The organism is Georgenia ruanii, assembly GCF_009193175.1.
GTDB classification, from domain to species: domain Bacteria; phylum Actinomycetota; class Actinomycetes; order Actinomycetales; family Actinomycetaceae; genus Georgenia; species Georgenia ruanii.
The window spans coordinates 26,574-43,914 of record NZ_VUKE01000013.1 but is presented as its reverse complement, the minus strand read 5'-3'; the positions used below and the strand labels follow the sequence as shown (position 1 = coordinate 43,914).

Below are 17,341 nucleotides of genomic sequence, written 5' to 3'. Positions count from 1 at the left end.
CGTGGGTGTCCTCTCGGTAGGTCGGAGGCGGCGGGGTGGCGCCACGCGGCACCGTGCCCGGCACCGGTGGCGCCGTCCCCGGCACCGCCCCCGCGCGCCGGTGGGTGGTCACGGCCGGGGCCGTGACCACCCACGGGTCTGTGCACAGCCGGCCTCGAGGGCCGGCCACGGCGCGGCGCCCGCGGGCACCGCGCCGTCGGTCAGCGGCCCAGGGCCGCGTAGCGGAACTTGAACGAGGCGTCGAGGGTGTCCTGGACGCCGGTGATGTCCTTGGCCGCGACCGCGACCTGGGCGCCCTGGAGGAACGGCACCGTGGACAGGTCCTGCGCGACCTTCTCCTGGATCTGCTCGATCAGCGCGGTGCGCTGCGCCGCGTCCGGGGTGGTGGCCTGCTGGAGGATGAGGTCGTTGACCTCGGCGTTGTCGTAGTGGTTCGCCAGGAAGTTCTCCTTGAGGAAGAACGGCGAGAGGTAGTTGTCGGCGTCGGAGTAGTCCGGGAACCAGCCCAGCTGGTAGGCCGGGTAGAGGTCGTCGGTGCGCTCGGCGCTGTAGACGGTCCACAGGGTCGACTGGAGGTTGACGTCGAACAGGCCGTCCGCCTCGAGCTGCTTCTCGACCATGGCGTACTCATCGTCGGAGGACTTGCCATAGTGGTCGGGGCTGAACTGCAAGTTGAGCTTCACGGGCGTGGTCACACCCGCGGCTTCGAGCGCCGCCTTGGCCTTGTCGGCGTCCGGGCCGCCGTTGCCGTCGCCGTAGAGCTCCTTGAGCGGCTGCGCCGCGCCGGTGAGGCCCTCGGGGATGTAGGAGTACAGCGGGGTGTAGGCGCCGTTGTAGATCTCGTTCGACAGCGCGTCGCGGTCGAGGAGGTTGGCGACGGCCTGACGCACGGCCAGCGCCTTGGCCGGATCCGCCTCCGGCGTCGTGGCGCCGTAGGGCTGGGTGTTGAAGTTGAAGACGATGTAGCGGATCTCCCCGCCCGGGCCGTCGTAGACCTTGACCTTCTCGTCCTTGCGCAGGTCCGCGAGGTCGGTGGGGCTGAGGCTGCGGGTGGCGACGTCGACGTCGCCCTGCTGGACCGCGAGCTTGAGCGAGGTCTCCTCGGTGAAGTACTGAGCGGTGATCGAGGCCGTCTTCGGCTTGCCCAGCAGGCCCTGGTAGCCGTCGTAGGCGGCGTACTTGACGAGCTCGTTCTCGGTGTAGTCGGTGATCGTGTACGGGCCGGCGAACGCCTTGGCCTTGACGATGTCCGCCGACGGCGTCAGCGCGGTGGCGGAGAAGGAGTCCTCGTCGACGATGGGGCCGACCGGCGAGGAGAGGATCTGCGGGAAGATCTGGTCGTTCTCGCTCTTGAGGTGGAAGACGACCGTGAGGTCGTCCGTCGCCTCGGTGCTCTCGAGGTTGTACAGCAGCGACGACGGGCCGTTCGGGTCGGCGATGGCGAGCTGACGGTCGAAGCTGAACTTCACGTCCGACGAGGTCAGGTCGTTGCCGTTAGCCCACTTCAGGCCGCTCTTGAGCTTGACGGTGTACTCGGTGGGGGAGGTGAACTCGGCGCTCTCGGCGATGTCCGGCTCGACGTCGGGGCTGCCGTAAGGGGAGTTGAGGAGGAACGGGTAGACCTGGTTCTGCACGGCGAAGGAGCCGTTGTCGTACGAACCGGCCGGGTCGAGGGAGGTGATTCTGTCCGTGGTGCCGACCGTGATGCCCGCGGAGCCGCCGCCGCCGCTCTTGTCGCCGCCGGTGGTGTCGTCGGTCTTGGCGCAGGAGGCGAGCACCAGGGCGAGGGCGGCGGAGATGCCGACCGCGCCCAGGGCACGGCGCCGGTGTCCAGCAAGTGCCATGTGAAGTTCCTTCGTCAGGCCCGAGCCGCGGTCGGGGACGCGGGGCGCGGGAGCCGGGGGCGCGCCACTGTGGCGTGCCTCTCATGTGGGGATACTTCCTAGCACACCGGTGTTTCATGAAAAGGCACCCGGCATCCCGGCGGGCGATCTGCAACCGTGTTGTGACCGAGCGGCCTGGGGAGGGGCCGCCGTCCCGACACGGCGCGACGACGCCTGGCGACGCGCGTTCGCCCGCGCGGCGACGCGGCTGCGCCCGCGCGGCGACACGGGTGCGCCCGCGCGGCGACACGGGTGCGCCCGCGCGGCGACACGGGTGCGCCCGCCCGGCGCGCGCGCCACGATGAGGCATGCCCGCCAGCGAGAAGCCGGAGACCGTCCTGATCCAGGGCCGCCGCCTGCGGCTGACGAACCTGGGCAAGGTGCTCTACCCCGAGACCGGCACGACCAAGGCCGAGGTGCTCGCCTACCTCACCGAGATCGCGCCGGTGATGCTGCCGCACTGCGCCGGCCGCCCGGCCACCCGCAAGCGCTGGCCCGACGGTGTGGGCACCGCCGGGCAGCCCGGCGAGGTCTTCTTCATCAAGAACCTCGAACCCAGCGCGCCCGAGTGGGTGGTGCGCGCCGACGTCGGTCACTCCTCCGGCGCCAAGAGCTACCCGCTGGTCGACGACGTCGCCACGCTGGTCTGGCTCGGCCAGGTGGCGGCCCTCGAGGTGCACGTGCCGCAGTGGACCTTCCGCAGCGACGGCGAGGCGCGCAACCCCGACCGGCTGGTGCTCGACCTCGACCCCGGGCCGGGCACTGGGCTGGCCGAGTGCGCCGAGGTCGCCCGCCTCGCCCGCGGGCTGCTCCGCGGCATGGGGCTCGACCCGGTGCCGGTGACCTCGGGGTCGAAGGGCATCCATCTGTACGCGGCGCTGGACGGGTCGAACACCTCCGACCAGATCAACACCGTCGCGCACGAGCTGGCCAGGGCCATGGAGGCCGACCACAAGGACCTCGTGGTCTCGGACATGAAGAAGGAGCTGCGCCGGGGCAAGGTGCTCGTCGACTGGTCCCAGAACAACGGCAACAAGACCACGATCGCGCCGTACTCCCTGCGCGGGCGCCCGCACCCCACCGTCGCGGCGCCGCGGACCTGGGAGGAGCTTGACGACCCCGACCTGCGTCACCTGGCGTACCCCGAGGTCCTCGAGCTGGTGCGCCGGCGCGGGGACCCGCTGGCGGCGCTGCTGGGCGCCTACGAGGTGCCCTACACCGACCCGGGCGAGCGCGCCGCCGACGCGCCGGCCCTCGCCTCCGCGGGCGGCGAGACGCCGGCTCCTGCCCGCTCGCGCGGCGAGACGCCGGCTCCTGCCCGCTCGCGCGGCGAGACGTCGGGTCCTCCGCGAGACCTCACGAACGCCGTCGCCGTCCGGCGCCGGCTGGACCGACTCGCCACCTACCGGGCCATGCGCGACCCCGCCAAGACCCCCGAGCCGGTGCCCGACGAGGTCCTCGACGACTACTCCGAGGCCGCCCAGACCTTCGTCATCCAGGAGCACCACGCCAGCCGGCTCCACTGGGACTTCCGCCTGGCGCACCGCGGCGTGCTCGTGAGCTGGGCGCTGCCCAAGGGCGTGCCGACCGACCCGGGCAGGAACAACCTCGCCGTCCAGACCGAGGACCACCCGATGGAGTACGGCACGTTCGCGGGCACCATCCCCAAGGGGGAGTACGGCGGCGGGGAGGTGGCCATCTGGGACTCGGGCACCTTCGAGCTGCGCAAGTGGCACGAGGGCCGGGAGGTCATCGTCGTCCTGCACGGCCGGGAGGGCGGCGGCCTGGAGACGCAGGGGCCGGGGCGCACCACGCAGGTGGCGCTCATCCACACGGGCGGGCGCGGGGGGCAGGAGCCGAACCAGTGGCTCATCCATCTCATGGACCCCGCGCGGGCCGGCGAACGCCGGACGCGCCGTGCCGCGGGCGCTCGGCCGTCCACCGTCGCGGCCGGCACGTCGGCAGAGCCGGAGCCGGCGCGCGCGCCCGGACCGCGCCCGTCGCGCCGTGGCGCGAGCACCGCGGCAGCACCGGGCCGGTCACCCGGCGGTGCCACGACGACGGCCGCCGCGGCGCCCGAGGGGCGCCCGGACGAGCAACCGGCGGCGCCCGAGGGGCGCCCGGACGCACAGCCGACGGCGCCAGCGCGCGCCCCGGGGGAGCGGCCCCCCGCGCCGATGCTGGCCACGCCGGGCACCGCCCACGACCTCTCGGGCGAGCACGAGTGGGCGCTGGAGATGAAGTGGGACGGCGTGCGCGCCGTCGTGGAGGTCGACGCCGGCACCGTGCGCCTGGTCAGCCGCAACGGCAACGACGTCACCCGCCAGTACCCCGAGCTCGGCGACGTCGCCGCCACCCTCCGCGCGCACAGCGCCGTGCTCGACGGCGAGATCGTCGCCCTCGACGCACGCGGCCGCCCCAGCTTCGGCGTCCTGCAGAAGCGCTTCGGGCTCGGCGACGACCGGCAGGTCGCCAGGCTGGCCGCGGCCAACCCCGTGCGGCTCATGCTCTTCGACGTCCTCGAGGTCGACGGCGAGTCGGTCGTGCGCCTGCCCTACGACGAGCGCCGGGCGCTGCTCCACGAGCTGGTCGACCCCGAGCGGCACCGGCTGGCGGAGATCCCCGCCGTCTTCGACGGCGACGTCGACGCCGCGATGGCCGCCAGCCGCGCCTGGGGCCTGGAGGGCGTCATGGCCAAGCGGCGCGACTCGCGCTATACCCCGGGCCGGCGCTCGCGGGCGTGGGTGAAGATCAAGCACACCCTCGCCCAGGAGGTCGTGGTGATCGGCTGGCGCCCCGGGCAGGGCTCGCGGGCCGGGGCCGTCGGCTCGCTCCTGCTGGCGGTGCCCGACGGGCCGGGCGGGCGGCTGCGCTACGTCGGGCGGGTGGGCACCGGCTTCACCCTCAAGGAGGCCGAGCAGTGGCAGCGCGACCTCGCCCGCGACGAGCGGCCGGACCCGCCCGCGCCGGACGTCCCCCGCGCCGACGCCCGCGACGCCCACTGGGTCACCCCGTCGCGCGTCGCTGAGGTGGAGCTGTCGGAGTGGACGACGGACGGCCGGCTGCGTCACCCCCGCTGGCGCGGGTGGCGTCCGGACAAGGCTCCGTCGGACGTCGTGCGGGAGGTGCCGGGCTGAGCCGCGCGCTTGCCGGGCCGGGCGGCGGGCGCGGCCGGGCGATTGGCGGGGCCGGGCAGCGGGCGGCGGGCGGGGCCGGGCGGCGGGCGCGGCCGAGCGGCGCGCGATCGAGTGTGGCGCCCGTCACCGGGACGGTGTCCCGATCCGGTGACGGGCCGCCGACTGCCTGCCAGGCTGCTGCCACAGGTCATGACACGAGGGGGAGGACCGTGATCAAGCAGTCTCGCGCGCCCAGGGGCGCCGGCCGGAAGCTGACGTTCGCGCTGCCCGCCGAGCACCCGGCCGGAACCGTCTCCGTGGTCGGCAGCTTCAACGACTGGACCCCGGGGGTGCACGTCCTCCGCCGCCGCAGCAACGGCACGAAGAGCGTGACGGTCACTGTGCCGGACGGGGCACGGGTGGTCTTCCGTTACCTCGGCGAGAACGGGCACTGGTTCGACGACCCCGACGCCGACGTCCTGACCCACGAGGGCGGCCACGTCCACACGTAGGCCCCCTGGCACGACGGCGCGGAGGCCGCGGCGAGGAGGATGCGGGGCACCCCGGTGAGGCACGCTGCGCACCCGGCGCCACGACGCCACCGCACGTTCACCCCCTCTTTGTGAAGCGGACGCCATTCGGTCGCAATAGGGGCCTAGCGTCGGCGCGGGCACCGCCCCGGTCCCCTCCGCCCGTCCCCTGCCGGGCGGCCGCGGCGGGTCCGACGGAGGATCTGTGATCACCAAGCGCGTCTTCGCGGGCGTGGCCGCTACCGCGGCCCTCGCACTTACCCTGTCCGCCTGCAGCTCGAGCGCGGAGGCGGGCGACTCCGACGCCGCGACCGCCACCAGCGCCGAGGACCTCGGCGGCTTCGACGCCCTCGTCGAGGCCGCGAAGGCGGAGGGGGAGCTCAACGTCATCGCGCTGCCCGAGAACTGGGCCAACTACGGCGAGATCATCGCGCTGTTCGAGGAGAAGTACGGCATCACGGTCAACTCGGCCGACCCGGACGTGTCCTCCGCCGAGGAGATCCAGGCCGCGAAGAACCTCAAGGGCCAGGACACCGCCCCCGACGTGTTCGACCTGGGCTCCGCCGTCACCCTGGACTCCACCGACCACTTCGCGCCGTACCAGGTGCAGGCCTGGGACGACATCCCCGAGGGGTACAAGGAGAAGTCGGGCCTGTGGGTCTACGACTACACCGGCCTGATGTCCGTCGGCTTCGACGCGGACGCGGTGCCCGCTCCCACCTCCCTCGACGACCTCCTCGGCGAGGAGTACAAGGGCAAGGTCGCGCTCAACGGCGACCCGACGCAGGCCGGCTCGGCCGCCGCGGCCGTCAACCTCGTCGCGCTGCAGACCGGTGGCTCCGCCGACGACATCCAGCCGGGTATCGACTGGTTCGCGAAGCTGGCCGACGCCGGGAACTTCCTCCCGCTCGACCCCACCCCCGCCACCATCGCCTCGGGCGAGACTCCGGTCGTCTTCGACTGGAGCTACAACAACCTGGCCGAGGCCAAGGCGAACGAGGGGCAGCGGGACTGGCAGGTGACCGTCCTGCCCGGTGTCGCGGTCGGCTCGTACTACAACCAGGCCATCAACGTCGACGCCCCGCACCCCGCGGCCGCCCGGCTGTGGCAGGAGCACATCTTCAGCGACGAGGTCCAGAACCTCTACCTCAAGGCGGGCGCGTACCCCGTGCGCCTGGACGCAATGGTCGAGGCGGGCACCGTGGACCAGGAGGCGCTCGACGCCGTCGGTGAGATGCCCGCGGACCTCGTGCAGTTCACCGCCGAGCAGACCGAGGCCGCCTCGGCCCTGCTGGCCAAGAACTGGGCCGCAGCCATCCAGTGACCACGCCTCGTGCGGCGCGACGGGGGTGGGCCCTGGCCGGGCTCACCCCCTTCGGCCTCTACGTCCTGCTGTTCCTCGCCGTCCCGACGGTGCTCGCCCTGGCCGTGGGGTTCGTCGACGGCGAGGGGTCGTTCACCTGGCACAACCTCGGTGGCCTGTTCGAGCCGGCGATCCTCAAGACCTTCGGTGCGTCCCTGGGGGTCGCCGCGGTCACCGCCCTGGTCGGCGCCGTGGTGGGCGCCATGATCTGCTACGCGCTGCTGGGCACCCGGCCCGACGGCGTCCTGCGCACGGCCGTCGACGCCGCCAGCGGGGTGCTCGCCCAGTTCGGCGGCGCCATGCTCGCCTTCGCGTTCATCGCCACCATCGGCATCCAGGGGATGCTCACCCAATGGCTGCTCACCAGCCTCGAGGTGGACATCTTCGCCGGCGGCGTGTGGCTCTACGAGGTGCCCGGGCTCCTGCTGCCGTACCTGTACTTCCAGATCCCGCTCATGGTGCTGACGTTCATGCCGGCGATGGAGGCGCTCAAGCCCCAGTGGGCCGAGGCCAACGCCACGCTCGGCGGCACGCGCTGGACCTACTGGGCGCGCATCGCCGCGCCGGTGCTGGCCCCGTCGTTCCTCGGCAGCGTGCTGCTGCTGTTCGCCAACGCCTTCTCCTCCTTCGCCACCGCCGCCGCGCTGATCAGCCAGGGCTCGCAGATCGTCCCCCTGCAGATCCGGGCGGCGCTGGTGAGCGAGACCGTGCTGGGCCGCGAGGGCATGGCCGGCGCGCTCGCCCTCGGCATGATCGCGGTCATGGCCGCGGTCATGGTCGGGTACTCGGCGCTGCAGCGCCGTGCCGCGAGGTGGCAACGGTGACCGGCCGCCGGGAGGCGGCGCCGCTCCGCACGGGCGCCGGCCGTGCCCGCGCCGGTGCACGTGGCCGCCGCGCCCCGGACGCCGGCGCGCCCTCCCGCGCCACCCGCACCGTCGTCCTCGGGGTGGTCGGCGTGCTCTTCGCCCTGCCGCTCGTGGCCATGGTGGAGTTCTCGCTGCGCACCGCGGGCGGCTACGGGCTCGACCACTGGGCCGCCATCCTCGCCCCGGAGAACGCGCGCACCTACCGCAACCTCTTCGCCGGCGTGACGAACTCGCTGGTGCTCGCCGTCGCGACGGTGGCCATCATGCTCGCGCTGCTGGTCCCGACCATGGTCCTGGTCCGGCTGCGGCTCCCGCACCTGCAACGGGCGCTGGAGCTGGTGTGCCTGCTGCCCATCACCATCCCGGCCATCGTGCTCGTGGTGGGGCTGGCGCCGGTGTACTCGGTGGTGGCGCGGGTCTTCGGCTCCGACGCGTGGACGCTGGCCCTCGCCTACGGCGTCCTCGTGCTGCCCTACGCCTACCGCGCCATCGCGGCCAACCTCGCCGCGGTCGACGCCGTGACCCTCGCCGAGGCGGCCCGCACCCTGGGTGCCGGCTGGCCCACCGTCGTCGTGCGCGTGATCCTGCCCAACCTGCGCCGCGGCCTCCTCGCCGCGTCACTGATCTCCGTGGCCGTGGTGCTCGGCGAGTACACCATCGCCTCGCTGCTCAACCGCGCCAACCTGCAGACCGCCGTCGTGCAGGTCTCGAAGTCCGACCCCTACGTCGCCGTCATCTTCGCGATGCTGGCGCTCGCCCTCGGGTTCGTCCTGCTGTTCGTCATGGGACGCGCCTCCGCCGCGCGGCCCGGGAGGAAGTCATGACCGCCACCACCGCCCGGGCCGTCGCGGCCCGACAGGGCACCCGCGTCGAGCTGCGCGGGGTCGTCAAGGAGTTCGCCGGGCACCGGGCCCTGGCCGGGGTGGACCTCGCCCTGGAGCCCGGGGAGCTGGTCGCGCTGCTCGGGCCCTCCGGCTGCGGCAAGACCACCGCGCTGCGCTGCCTGGCGGGGCTGGAGGAGGTCAGCGCCGGCAGCATCCTGCTGGGCGGGGAGGACGTCGCGGCGGTGCCGACGAACCGGCGCGACCTCGGCATGGTGTTCCAGCAGTACTCGCTCTTCCCGCACATGACGGTGGCGGAGAACGTCGAGTTCGGGCTGCGGATGCGCAAGGCCGGGACCGGCGAGCGTCGGCGGCGCGCGGCCGAGGCGCTCGAGCTGGTGGGCCTGGGACACCTGGGCGGGCGCTACGCCCACCAGCTCAGCGGCGGGCAGCAGCAGCGCGTGGCGCTGGCGCGTGCGCTGGTCACCCGGCCGCGGGTGCTCCTGCTCGACGAGCCGCTCTCGGCGCTGGACGCCCAGGTCCGCGTCCAGCTGCGCGAGGAGATCCGCCGCCTGCAGACCGAGCTGGGCATCACCACCCTGTTCGTCACGCACGACCAGGAGGAAGCCCTGGCCGTGGCGGACCGGGTCGCGGTCATGCGGGCCGGCGTCGTCGAGCAGGTCGGCACCCCCGAAGAGCTCTACTCCACGCCCGCCACGGCGTTCGTGGCCGGCTTCGTCGGGCTGAGCAACCGGCTGCCCGGGCACCTGGCCGACGGCGTGCTCACCGTCCTCGGTGCCGCGCTGGCCTGGGCAGGTCACCAGACCCCGGACGGGCCGGTCACCGCCTACGTCCGCCCGGAAGATCTCGGGCTGGACGAACACGGTCCCGTGGCGGGTACCGTAGTGGCCTCCAGTTTTCTCGGAGCGGTGCGCCGCACGCAGGTGCGCCTGGACGGGGGAGTTGTCGTCGTGGTGCAGCACGACGCCGCTGACGCGCGCCAATCGGGGGAGGGTGTGCACCTCACGCTGCGGAAGCGCGCCGTGGCCATCGAGCCGCGGGAGGCCACCGCCTCGGCGTGAGCACGGGGGAGGAGCAGGCCGCCGGGTCCGCCGGTGGCCTGCTCCTTGCTCATCGGCCCCCTGCGCGCCGGCAGGGGCGCGCCGGCAGGGGCGCGCCGGGCGAGGCCCGGCGCGCCGCGTCCACTGCCGCGCGGCCCGCGGTCCCCGGCCGGATCATGAGCCGGTGCTCGAGACCCTCGCGGTTCTCGCCCTGCTGCTGGCGGTGCTCGGTTTCGCCGTCGCCCGCCCGCGCGGGCTGCCCGAGGCGGTCGCCGCCGTGCCGGCCGCCGTCGCGGTGGTGGCGCTGGGCGCCGTCACCCCGGCCGCGGCGTGGGCCGAGATCCGGGCCCTGCTTCCGGTGGTCGCGTTCCTCGTCGCCGTCCTCGTCCTCGCCCACCTGTGCGACGCCGAGGGCCTGTTCGACGCGACGGGCGCGGCCATGGCCCGCGCCGCCGGGGGAAGCCCGCAGCGCCTGCTGGTCGCGGTGTTCGTCACCGCCTCGCTCGTGACGGCGGTGCTCAGCCTCGACGCCACCGTCGTGCTGCTCACCCCGGTCGTCTTCGCCACCGCGGCCGGCGCCGGGGTGCGGCCCAAGCCCTTCGTCTACGCGTGCACCCACCTGGCCAACTCCGCGTCGCTGTGGCTGCCGATCTCCAACCTCACCAACCTCCTGGCCCTGCGGGCCAGCGGCCTGTCCTTCGCACAGTTCGCCGCGGTGATGGCGCTGCCCTGGCTGGTGGTGATCGCCGTCGAGTACGTGGTGCTGCGCCGCTTCTTCGCCGTGGACCTGGCCCTGCGGGCGCCGCGCGCGGCCCGACGCGCGGCGCCGGTCTCCCGCCGGACGGTCGCCCTCGTGCTGGCCACGCTCGCCGCCTTCGTCCTCGCCGCGGTGCTGGGCCTCGAGCCGGCGTGGGCGGCCGCCGGCGGCGCCGCGGTGCTCGCCGTGCGTGCCATGATCCGCCGCCGCACGGGCCCGGCGGCCCTGGTCCGGGCCGCCAACCTGCCCTTCGCCGTCTTCGTCCTGGCCCTCGGCGTGGTCGTCAGCGCCGTGGTCGGCGGCGGCCTGGGCGACGCCGTGGCGGCTGTGCTGCCGCACGGCACGGCGTTCTTGCCGCTGCTGGGCACCGCGGCGCTCGCGGCCGTGCTGGCCAACCTGCTCAACAACCTGCCCGCGGTGCTCCTGCTGCTGCCGCTGGTGGCGCCCGCCGGCGGGGCGGCGGCGGTGCTCGCCGTCCTCGTCGGGGTCAACGTCGGGCCCAACCTCACCTACGTCGGCTCGCTCGCGACGCTGCTGTGGCGCCGCGTGCTGCGCGGGCACGACGTCGAACCCGGCCTGGGGGAGTTCAGCCGCCTCGGGCTCGTCAGCGTGCCGGGCGCGCTGGTGGCCGGCGTCGCGGCGCTGTCTCTCGCGCTGACGGTCGCGGGAGGATGAGCGCATGGACGTCGTGGTCTGGCTGACGGAGGCGACCTGGCCGGCGTGCGTCGCAGGGGTGCGCCGGCTCGTCCCCGACGACGCGCGGCTGACCCTGCTCTACGTCGCGAGCGCGGACCTGCTCGGGGTGGCGGGCGGCGCCGCCGCCGGACTGCTGGGCCGGGGGCGCCGGCCCTCGCAGCCGGGCGGCTCCGGGGCGCTGGACGACCTCGCCCGCCGCTCCGCCCACGAGCTGCTGGCTGAGGCGGGTGCGTTGCTGGGGCGGGAGGCGCGCCAGGAACTGCGCGCCGGCCGCGTCGAGCGCGTGGTGGTGGACGTCGCCGCCGGCGCCGACCTGCTGGTGCTCGCTCGGGACGGCGACGGCGCCCGCCTGGGCCCGCGCAGCCTGGAGCCGCCCACGCGCTTCGTCGTCGACCACGCCCCGTGCGACGTGCTGCTCGTCGCGCCGGACGGGTCGCCGACGCCGTCCGGGCGACCCGAGGACGGGCCCAGGACCCCGTCCGGGCGACCCGAGGACGGGCCGCCGGCCCCGCCATGACGGCGCGCTCGCCCCTGGCCCGCCGCCCCTTCGTCGCGTCTTCCCGCTCCGAGCGGCCGGCACCTGCTGCCGTTGCCGGGCGTACGTCACGGTGCTTCGCTGACTTGCATGAGCGCGCAGGAGGAAGGTCAGGCCACCACGCACGACGAGGGCCGTCCCGAGCCGCACCGCAGCAACCTCGCCCAGCGGCTGAACTGGCTGCGGGCCGGCGTGCTGGGCGCCAACGACGGCATCGTCTCGACGGCGGCGGTGGTGGTGGGCGTGGCCGGCGCGTCGTCGACGAGCACCGGCGCCATCGCCACGGCCGGTGCCGCGGCCGCCGTCGGAGGCGCCGTCTCGATGGCGCTGGGCGAGTACGTCTCGGTCAGCAGCCAGCGCGACACCGAGCACGCGCTCATCGACAAGGAGCGCCGCGAGCTCGCCGAGGACCCCGACGGCGAGCTGGACGAGCTCACCCGGCTGTACACCGCCCAGGGCATCTCGCCGGCCACCGCCCGGCAGGCCGCCGTCGAGCTGACCGAGCGCGACGCGCTGGCGGCCCACCTGCAGGCCGAGCTGGGCATCGACCAGGGGGACGTCGTCAGCCCCTGGCACGCCGCGGCGGCCTCGTTCATCTCGTTCAGCATCGGCGCCGTGCTGCCGCTGGTCGCGATCCTCCTGCCCGGCCCGGACGTGCGGGTGCTCATCACCTTCGTCGTCACCCTCGTCGCGCTCGCGCTGACCGGGTACGTCGCGGCGTGGATCGGCGGCGCCGCGCGCGGCCGGGCGTCCGCCCGGGTGGTCATCGGCGGGGCCCTGGCGCTGGCGGCGACCTTCTTCGTCGGCCTGCTCTTCGGGACCACGGGCATCGCCGGGTGACGCCGTCGCGGACGGGGCGGCGTCCTGAGCCGGGCGCCCGCAGCAGCCACGGCAGAGCGGCGGCCACCGCGGCGACGAGGGCGCTGACGGCGAGCGCCCCGCCTTGCGCCCAGGCGGCGAAGACGGCGAGGGACGCCACCTCCGCCCCTACGCCCGCCACGGAGGTGACCGTCGCCCGGCGGCCGCCGGGGATGCGCTCCTGCAGCCGGGCGCCGAGGGCCACCTGGACCAGCTGGCACAGCCCGTAGAACGCGGCGACGGCGAGCACGCCCGCGGGCCGGGCGAGCAGCGCCGCCCCGGCCAGCGAGGCGGCGGCGCCGGCCAGCGGGAGGACGAGCGACCGCCCCCGGTGCCGGGTGCAGACGCCGGCCAGCCCCGCGCCCGCGGCGCCGGCGAGCGGCACGGCGACGAGGGCGAGCGGCACGGCGGCCGAGGGCACGCCCCAGTCCTGGGCGAGCAGCCCGGCGTACTCCTCGACGGCGTCGAGGGCGGTCACCAGCGCGACGGCGAGGGCGCACCCGGCGGCGCCGGGCAGCGCCGCCGTCGCGCGCAGGTCGGCCAGGAAGCCGCTGGGGGCGGGGGCCTCCTGCCCGACGGGGCCCGGTGCGCCGTCGGACGCGACGTCCCCCGGCGGGGCGGGGGCGCCGTTGGCGACCGGTGGGGCCGGGCGCGGCTCGGGCAGGCACGCCGCGAGGGCCGCGGCGGCCAGGCAGACGACCACGCTCGCCCACCCCGCCAGGGCGTAGCCGCCTGCCCCGACCAGAACGGTGGCCAGCGCGGCGGCGGGGAGCTGGGCCAGCAGGCCGGCGGAGGTGACGCGACCGAGCAGGCGGGGGAACTGCCCCGGGGCGCCCAGCGCGGTCAGGGCGTCGAAGAGCAGCGCCTCGAGGGCGCCGGAGGTGAGCGCGCCCCCGACCGCCCACAGCGCGAAGCCCGCGGCGAAGCCGGGGAACCCGGGGGTGAGGAGCCAGAGCGCGAACCCGGTCGCCTGCACGGCGCCGGCGGCGGCGAGCGCGGCCCGGCGCGGGACGCGGTCGGCGAGCATCCCGGTGGGCACCTCGGCGAGGAGGGCCACCGCGGACCAGATGGCGAAGAGGGCGGAGATCTGCGCGTCGCTCAGGCCGGCGTCGGCGAAGAGCAGCGCGTAGAGCGGGTACAGCGGGATCGTCTCGGCGAGGAGGGCCCAGCCGGTGGCGAGCCGGGCGAGCCGTCGGGCCCGAGGGGGCGTCGAGGATCAATGTCGCATGGCGGCCAGGCTAGGCCCGGGCGCGCCGTCGGGCCAGGGCTTTCCGTGCGGACGAGCCGCACCGTGGGGGCCCGGCGAGCCGGCGCCGTCCTGCCGGACCGTCCAGACGCGGTCCTACCCCTGCCGCACGGCCCCGAGGCCGCTGATGCTGCTGGTGACCCGGGCGCCGCCGGTGTGGACGATCTCGCCCGCGCCGTCGACGGCGGCGCTGAGAGCATTGGTGACGTGGACGTGCGCGTCGCCCGCGCCGCCGATCGTCACGTCCGCGTTGGCGCTGGTGAGGTCCTCGCCCGAGTACCCGCCGACGCCGTCGATCTCCACGTCCTGCCGTACGGCGGTGCCGGCGAGGCTCACGGTGCCGGCCCCGTCGACGCGGACGGTGAGGTCATCGACGTCGACGCCGTGGGCGGTGATGTCGCCGGCCCCAGCGAGCTCGACGCGCAGGCGGTCGGTGGCCGCGAGGTCGGCGTCCACCGCGCCGGCGCCCTCGAGGCGGATCTCGTCCACCGCCGGCAGGACGAGGTCGTAGGTGATGCGCCCGGGGGTGCGGAGGAAGCGACCGTCGAGGTCGAGCACGAGGGTGCCGTCGCGCACCTCGCTGGTGACGCGGTCGAGGACCCGGTCGCCGGCCGTGATGGTGAGCGACGGCTCGGCGCCGGTGCGGATGTGGAGGTCGCCCACGGAGGCCAGTGTCACGGCGGAGACGTCTTCGATGGTCCGTCGCTCGGTGGTGGGGTCGCCGGCCGCCACGTCCAGCGCGGCGCAGCCGGTCAGGGCGAAGGGCGGGGCGACGGCGAGCAGGAGCATGGCGAGCTTGGGCAGGGTCATGACGGTTCCTGTTCTTCGGTCCGGGTTCCGGCCGCACTCCGGCCGGGCTGTGTCCAGCCTGGCAGCGGAGGACACCCGCCGGATATGGGGGTTCGCCCGGGTCGCCCCCTGAGATCGGTGGGGCGGTCCTCAGGGGGGCGCCGGGGCGCGGTCCCTGGGGGCACTCCGGCCCCGGCGGGGCCGCGTGGGCGCCGGCCCGTCGGACCCCCGGTGGGGCCGGCGCCGGCCCGTCGGACCTCGGCACCGCGCCTACCGCGCATTTTGGTCGTTACCCGGCGGCAACTGTGGGATCGTACGTGCCGTGCACCCCCCAGCCGCGGCGCGGACGCCGCTCGTGCGGAGGACGCGTGCCCGGCGCTCGCTCGCGCGCGCGGCGGGAGCCGGCCTCGCCGTCGTCGTGGCCCTGACCTTGGCCGCCTGCTCCCCGGCCCGGCCGGACCCGACCGAGGCGGCCGAGGCGCTCGCCGCCGCCCTCGCCGAGGGGAACCTCGACACGGCCCCGCTCGCCGCCGCCGACCGCGAGCGGGCCGCGGCGGAGCTGACGGAGGTCCTGGCCGGCACCGGCGAGGTGGACCGCGCCGTCGCCGCCACCGTGGGGGAGGTGCGCGAGGACGGAGAGACCCTCACCGCCCCGGTCACCCTCGAGTGGACCTGGGAGCTGGGCGAGCAGGACCTCGCCTACCGCACCACCACCACGCTCACGCACGACGGCGAGGAGTGGACCGCGCTGTGGTCGCGCGAGCTCGTGCACGCCGCGATCGGCGACGGCGTCCTCGCCGTCGAGACCGTCCCCGCCGAGCGCGGCCGGGTGCTGGCCGGCGACAAGACCCCGCTCGTGATGCCCCGGCCGGTGCTGCGCATCGGCGTCGACAAGGCGAACCTCGCACCCGAGGGCGTCGCGGAGGTCGCCACCAATCTGGCCGCGGCGCTCGGCTTCGACGACCCCCAGGCGTTCGCCGACCGTGCGGTGGCGGCGGGCCCGAGGGCCTTCGTCGAGGCGATCACGGTGCGCCAGGAAGACCCGGGCGACGTCGACCTCGACGCGGTGCGCCAGGTGCGTGGCGTGCTCCTGCTGCCCGACGTGCTGCCGCTGGCGCCCACCCGCCAGTTCGCCCGGCCCATCCTGGGCACGGTGGGCCCGGCCACGGCCGAGATCGTCGAGGAGTCCGAGGGGGCCGTCCGGCCGGGGGACCAGACGGGCCTGTCCGGCCTGCAACGCCAGTACGACGAGGTCCTGCGCGGCCGACCTGGTACCACCATGGTCATCCGCCGCGGCGACGGCAGCGCCGTCGACCTCTTCAGCGCCCCGCCGGAGGCGGGCAAGGACGTGACCGTCACCCTCGACGCCGCCCTGCAGACCGCGGCCGAGGAGATCCTCGCCGCGGTGGAGCCGGCCAGCGCCATCGTGGCGCTGCGCCCCTCGACGGGCGAGGTGCTCGCCGCCGCCAGCGGGCCCGGCGGGCAGGGGCTGAGCACCGCGACCCTGGGCGCCTACGCGCCGGGCTCGACCTTCAAGGTCGCCACCGCGCTGGCGCTGCTGCGGTCCGGCCTGACCCCGGACAGCCCGCTGCAGTGCACGCCCACGGCGACGGCGGATGGCCGCGAGTTCTCCAACTACCCGGGCTTCCCCGCCGACGACCTCGGCCCGACGACGCTGCGCGGCGCCATCGCCAGCTCGTGCAACGCCGCCCTGATCGCCCAGCGCGACCGCGTCGACGCCCGGGACCTCGCCGACGCCGCGGCGGCCCTCGGCCTCGGCGTGCCCGCCGCGCTCGGGGTGCCCTACGTCACCGGCGAGGCCCCCGCGGACGCCACCGGCACCGAGCACGCCGCCGCCCTGATCGGCCAGGGCCGGATCCAGGCCTCCCCGCTGGCGATGGCCACCGTGGCGGCGTCGGTGGCGCGCGGCGAGCGCGTCGCCCCGGTGCTCGTGCGCGACGCGGGCGGGCAGCCGCCGAGCCCCGCCGCCTCGCCCGACGCCGGCGCGCGGGACGCGGGACCGCTGACCGCGGCGGAGGCCGAGGCGCTGCGCTCGCTCATGCGCGCCGTCGTCGAGGACGGCACGGGCAGCTTCCTCGCCGACATGCCCGGCGAGCCGGTGCACGCCAAGAGCGGGACCGCCGAGTACGGCACCGGCGACCCGCCGCGGGCCCACGCCTGGATGATCGCCTTCCAGGGCGACCTCGCCGTCGCCACGTTCGTCGAGGACGGCATCGCCGGCGCGCAGACCGCCGGCCCGCTGCTCGAGGAGTTCCTCCGCCGCGCCGCCTGACGGGCGGACCGTCTGACCTCCGGCTGTCGGTGGCGGGCGCTACGGTCGGCGCCATGAGGTTCGGGCTGGTGGGCACCTTCGGCTCGGCCCGGCAGATGGTCGACCTCGCGGTGGAGGCCGAGCGGGCCGGCTGGGACGGCTTCTTCACGTGGGACGGCATCAGCGTGGGGGAGGTCGACACCTTCGACCCCTGGACGCTGCTCGGCGCGGTCGCCGTGCGTACGTCCACCATCCGCCTCGGCGCGATGATCTTCTCCCTGCCGCGGCGCCGGCCCTGGAAGGTCGCGCGCGAGGCCCTCACCGTCGACCACCTCAGCGGCGGCCGGCTCGTCATCCCCGTCGGCCTCGGCGCCACGGACGACGGCGGATACAGCCGGGTCAGCGGCGACGACGTCGACCGCCGCACCCGCGCCGAGCGCCTCGACGACGCCCTGGCGATCCTCGAGCGGGCGTGGACCGGCGAGCCCTTCAGCTACGCCGGCACCCAGTACCGGGTGCGTGACCTGATGTTCAGGCCCCGGCCGGTG

13 protein-coding genes and 1 pseudogene are annotated in these 17,341 nt (G+C 75.4%); 11 read left to right on the top strand and 3 right to left on the bottom strand.

The features are described from left to right. Positions 1-200: 200 nt before the first annotated feature. The gene (locus GD880_RS13360; protein ID WP_152232118.1) at positions 201-1,844 is read right to left on the bottom strand and encodes an ABC transporter substrate-binding protein; all 1,644 of its coding nucleotides are present in this window, start codon (positions 1,842-1,844) and stop codon (positions 201-203) included. A 347-nt stretch (positions 1,845-2,191) separates the two neighbouring features. Here GD880_RS13360 and GD880_RS13355 point away from each other — a divergent pair, with 347 nt between their 5' ends. The 9 genes from GD880_RS13355 (at position 2,192) to GD880_RS13315 (ending at position 12,468) form a co-directional block, all read left to right on the top strand. Next, the gene (locus GD880_RS13355; RefSeq protein ID WP_152232117.1) at positions 2,192-5,020 is read left to right on the top strand and encodes an ATP-dependent DNA ligase; all 2,829 of its coding nucleotides are present in this window, start codon (positions 2,192-2,194) and stop codon (positions 5,018-5,020) included. A 209-nt stretch (positions 5,021-5,229) separates the two neighbouring features. Further along, on the top strand, positions 5,230-5,511 hold the full coding sequence (locus GD880_RS13350) for an isoamylase early set domain-containing protein (protein WP_152232116.1): 282 nt from the start codon (positions 5,230-5,232) through the stop codon (positions 5,509-5,511). A 223-nt stretch (positions 5,512-5,734) separates the two neighbouring features. Then, entirely contained in the window at positions 5,735-6,853 is a 1,119-nt protein-coding gene (locus tag GD880_RS13345) for an ABC transporter substrate-binding protein (RefSeq protein WP_152232115.1), read from the top strand. Beyond that, positions 6,850-7,716 (top strand): ABC transporter permease, encoded by an 867-nt coding sequence (locus tag GD880_RS13340; RefSeq protein ID WP_226909649.1) that lies wholly within the window; start codon positions 6,850-6,852, stop codon positions 7,714-7,716. The genes GD880_RS13345 and GD880_RS13340 overlap by 4 nt, the downstream gene beginning before the upstream one ends. Continuing rightward, on the top strand, positions 7,704-8,582 hold the full coding sequence (locus GD880_RS13335) for an ABC transporter permease (protein ID WP_405002751.1): 879 nt from the start codon (positions 7,704-7,706) through the stop codon (positions 8,580-8,582). Before GD880_RS13340 ends, GD880_RS13335 begins: the two co-directional genes overlap by 13 nt. Continuing rightward, a complete protein-coding gene (locus tag GD880_RS13330) occupies positions 8,579-9,661 on the top strand; it encodes an ABC transporter ATP-binding protein (RefSeq protein WP_152232113.1) in 1,083 nt (360 codons plus the stop codon). Before GD880_RS13335 ends, GD880_RS13330 begins: the two co-directional genes overlap by 4 nt. Before the next feature lie 163 nt (positions 9,662-9,824). Next, positions 9,825-11,072: an SLC13 family permease gene (locus GD880_RS13325; protein ID WP_152232112.1), complete on the top strand. Its 1,248-nt coding sequence runs from the start codon at positions 9,825-9,827 to the stop codon at positions 11,070-11,072. Between the two features lie 4 nt (positions 11,073-11,076). Continuing rightward, the gene (locus tag GD880_RS13320) at positions 11,077-11,610 is read left to right on the top strand and encodes a universal stress protein (protein ID WP_152232111.1); all 534 of its coding nucleotides are present in this window, start codon (positions 11,077-11,079) and stop codon (positions 11,608-11,610) included. Between the two features lie 108 nt (positions 11,611-11,718). Next, the gene (locus GD880_RS13315; protein ID WP_152232110.1) at positions 11,719-12,468 is read left to right on the top strand and encodes a VIT1/CCC1 transporter family protein; all 750 of its coding nucleotides are present in this window, start codon (positions 11,719-11,721) and stop codon (positions 12,466-12,468) included. Here GD880_RS13315 and GD880_RS13310 read toward each other — a convergent pair. Beyond that, positions 12,392-13,627 (bottom strand): MFS transporter, encoded by a 1,236-nt coding sequence (locus GD880_RS13310; RefSeq protein ID WP_226909660.1) that lies wholly within the window; start codon positions 13,625-13,627, stop codon positions 12,392-12,394. The two genes, GD880_RS13315 and GD880_RS13310, sit on opposite strands and share 77 nt — an antisense overlap. 201 nt (positions 13,628-13,828) lie before the next feature. Beyond that, positions 13,829-14,542, bottom strand: coding sequence for a head GIN domain-containing protein (locus GD880_RS13305; RefSeq protein ID WP_152232108.1), 714 nt, complete (start codon positions 14,540-14,542; stop codon positions 13,829-13,831). Between the two features lie 301 nt (positions 14,543-14,843). Here GD880_RS13305 and GD880_RS13300 point away from each other — a divergent pair, with 301 nt between their 5' ends. Further along, entirely contained in the window at positions 14,844-16,814 is a 1,971-nt protein-coding gene (locus GD880_RS13300; protein ID WP_226909648.1) for a penicillin-binding transpeptidase domain-containing protein, read from the top strand. 53 nt (positions 16,815-16,867) lie between these two features. After that, positions 16,868-17,320: pseudogene (locus tag GD880_RS20790) on the top strand (LLM class flavin-dependent oxidoreductase); the annotation flags it as partial. Positions 17,321-17,341 lie beyond the last annotated feature (21 nt).

Coding starts and splice junctions, on each gene's coding strand:
- GD880_RS13315 (WP_152232110.1), top strand. CDS start 11,719: ATGAGCGCGCAGGAGGAAGGTCAGGCCACCACGCACGACGAGGGCCGT.
- GD880_RS13360 (WP_152232118.1), bottom strand. CDS start 1,844: ATGGCACTTGCTGGACACCGGCGCCGTGCCCTGGGCGCGGTCGGCATC.
- GD880_RS13320 (WP_152232111.1), top strand. CDS start 11,077: ATGGACGTCGTGGTCTGGCTGACGGAGGCGACCTGGCCGGCGTGCGTC.
- GD880_RS13305 (WP_152232108.1), bottom strand. CDS start 14,542: ATGACCCTGCCCAAGCTCGCCATGCTCCTGCTCGCCGTCGCCCCGCCC.
- GD880_RS13355 (WP_152232117.1), top strand. CDS start 2,192: ATGCCCGCCAGCGAGAAGCCGGAGACCGTCCTGATCCAGGGCCGCCGC.
- GD880_RS13330 (WP_152232113.1), top strand. CDS start 8,579: ATGACCGCCACCACCGCCCGGGCCGTCGCGGCCCGACAGGGCACCCGC.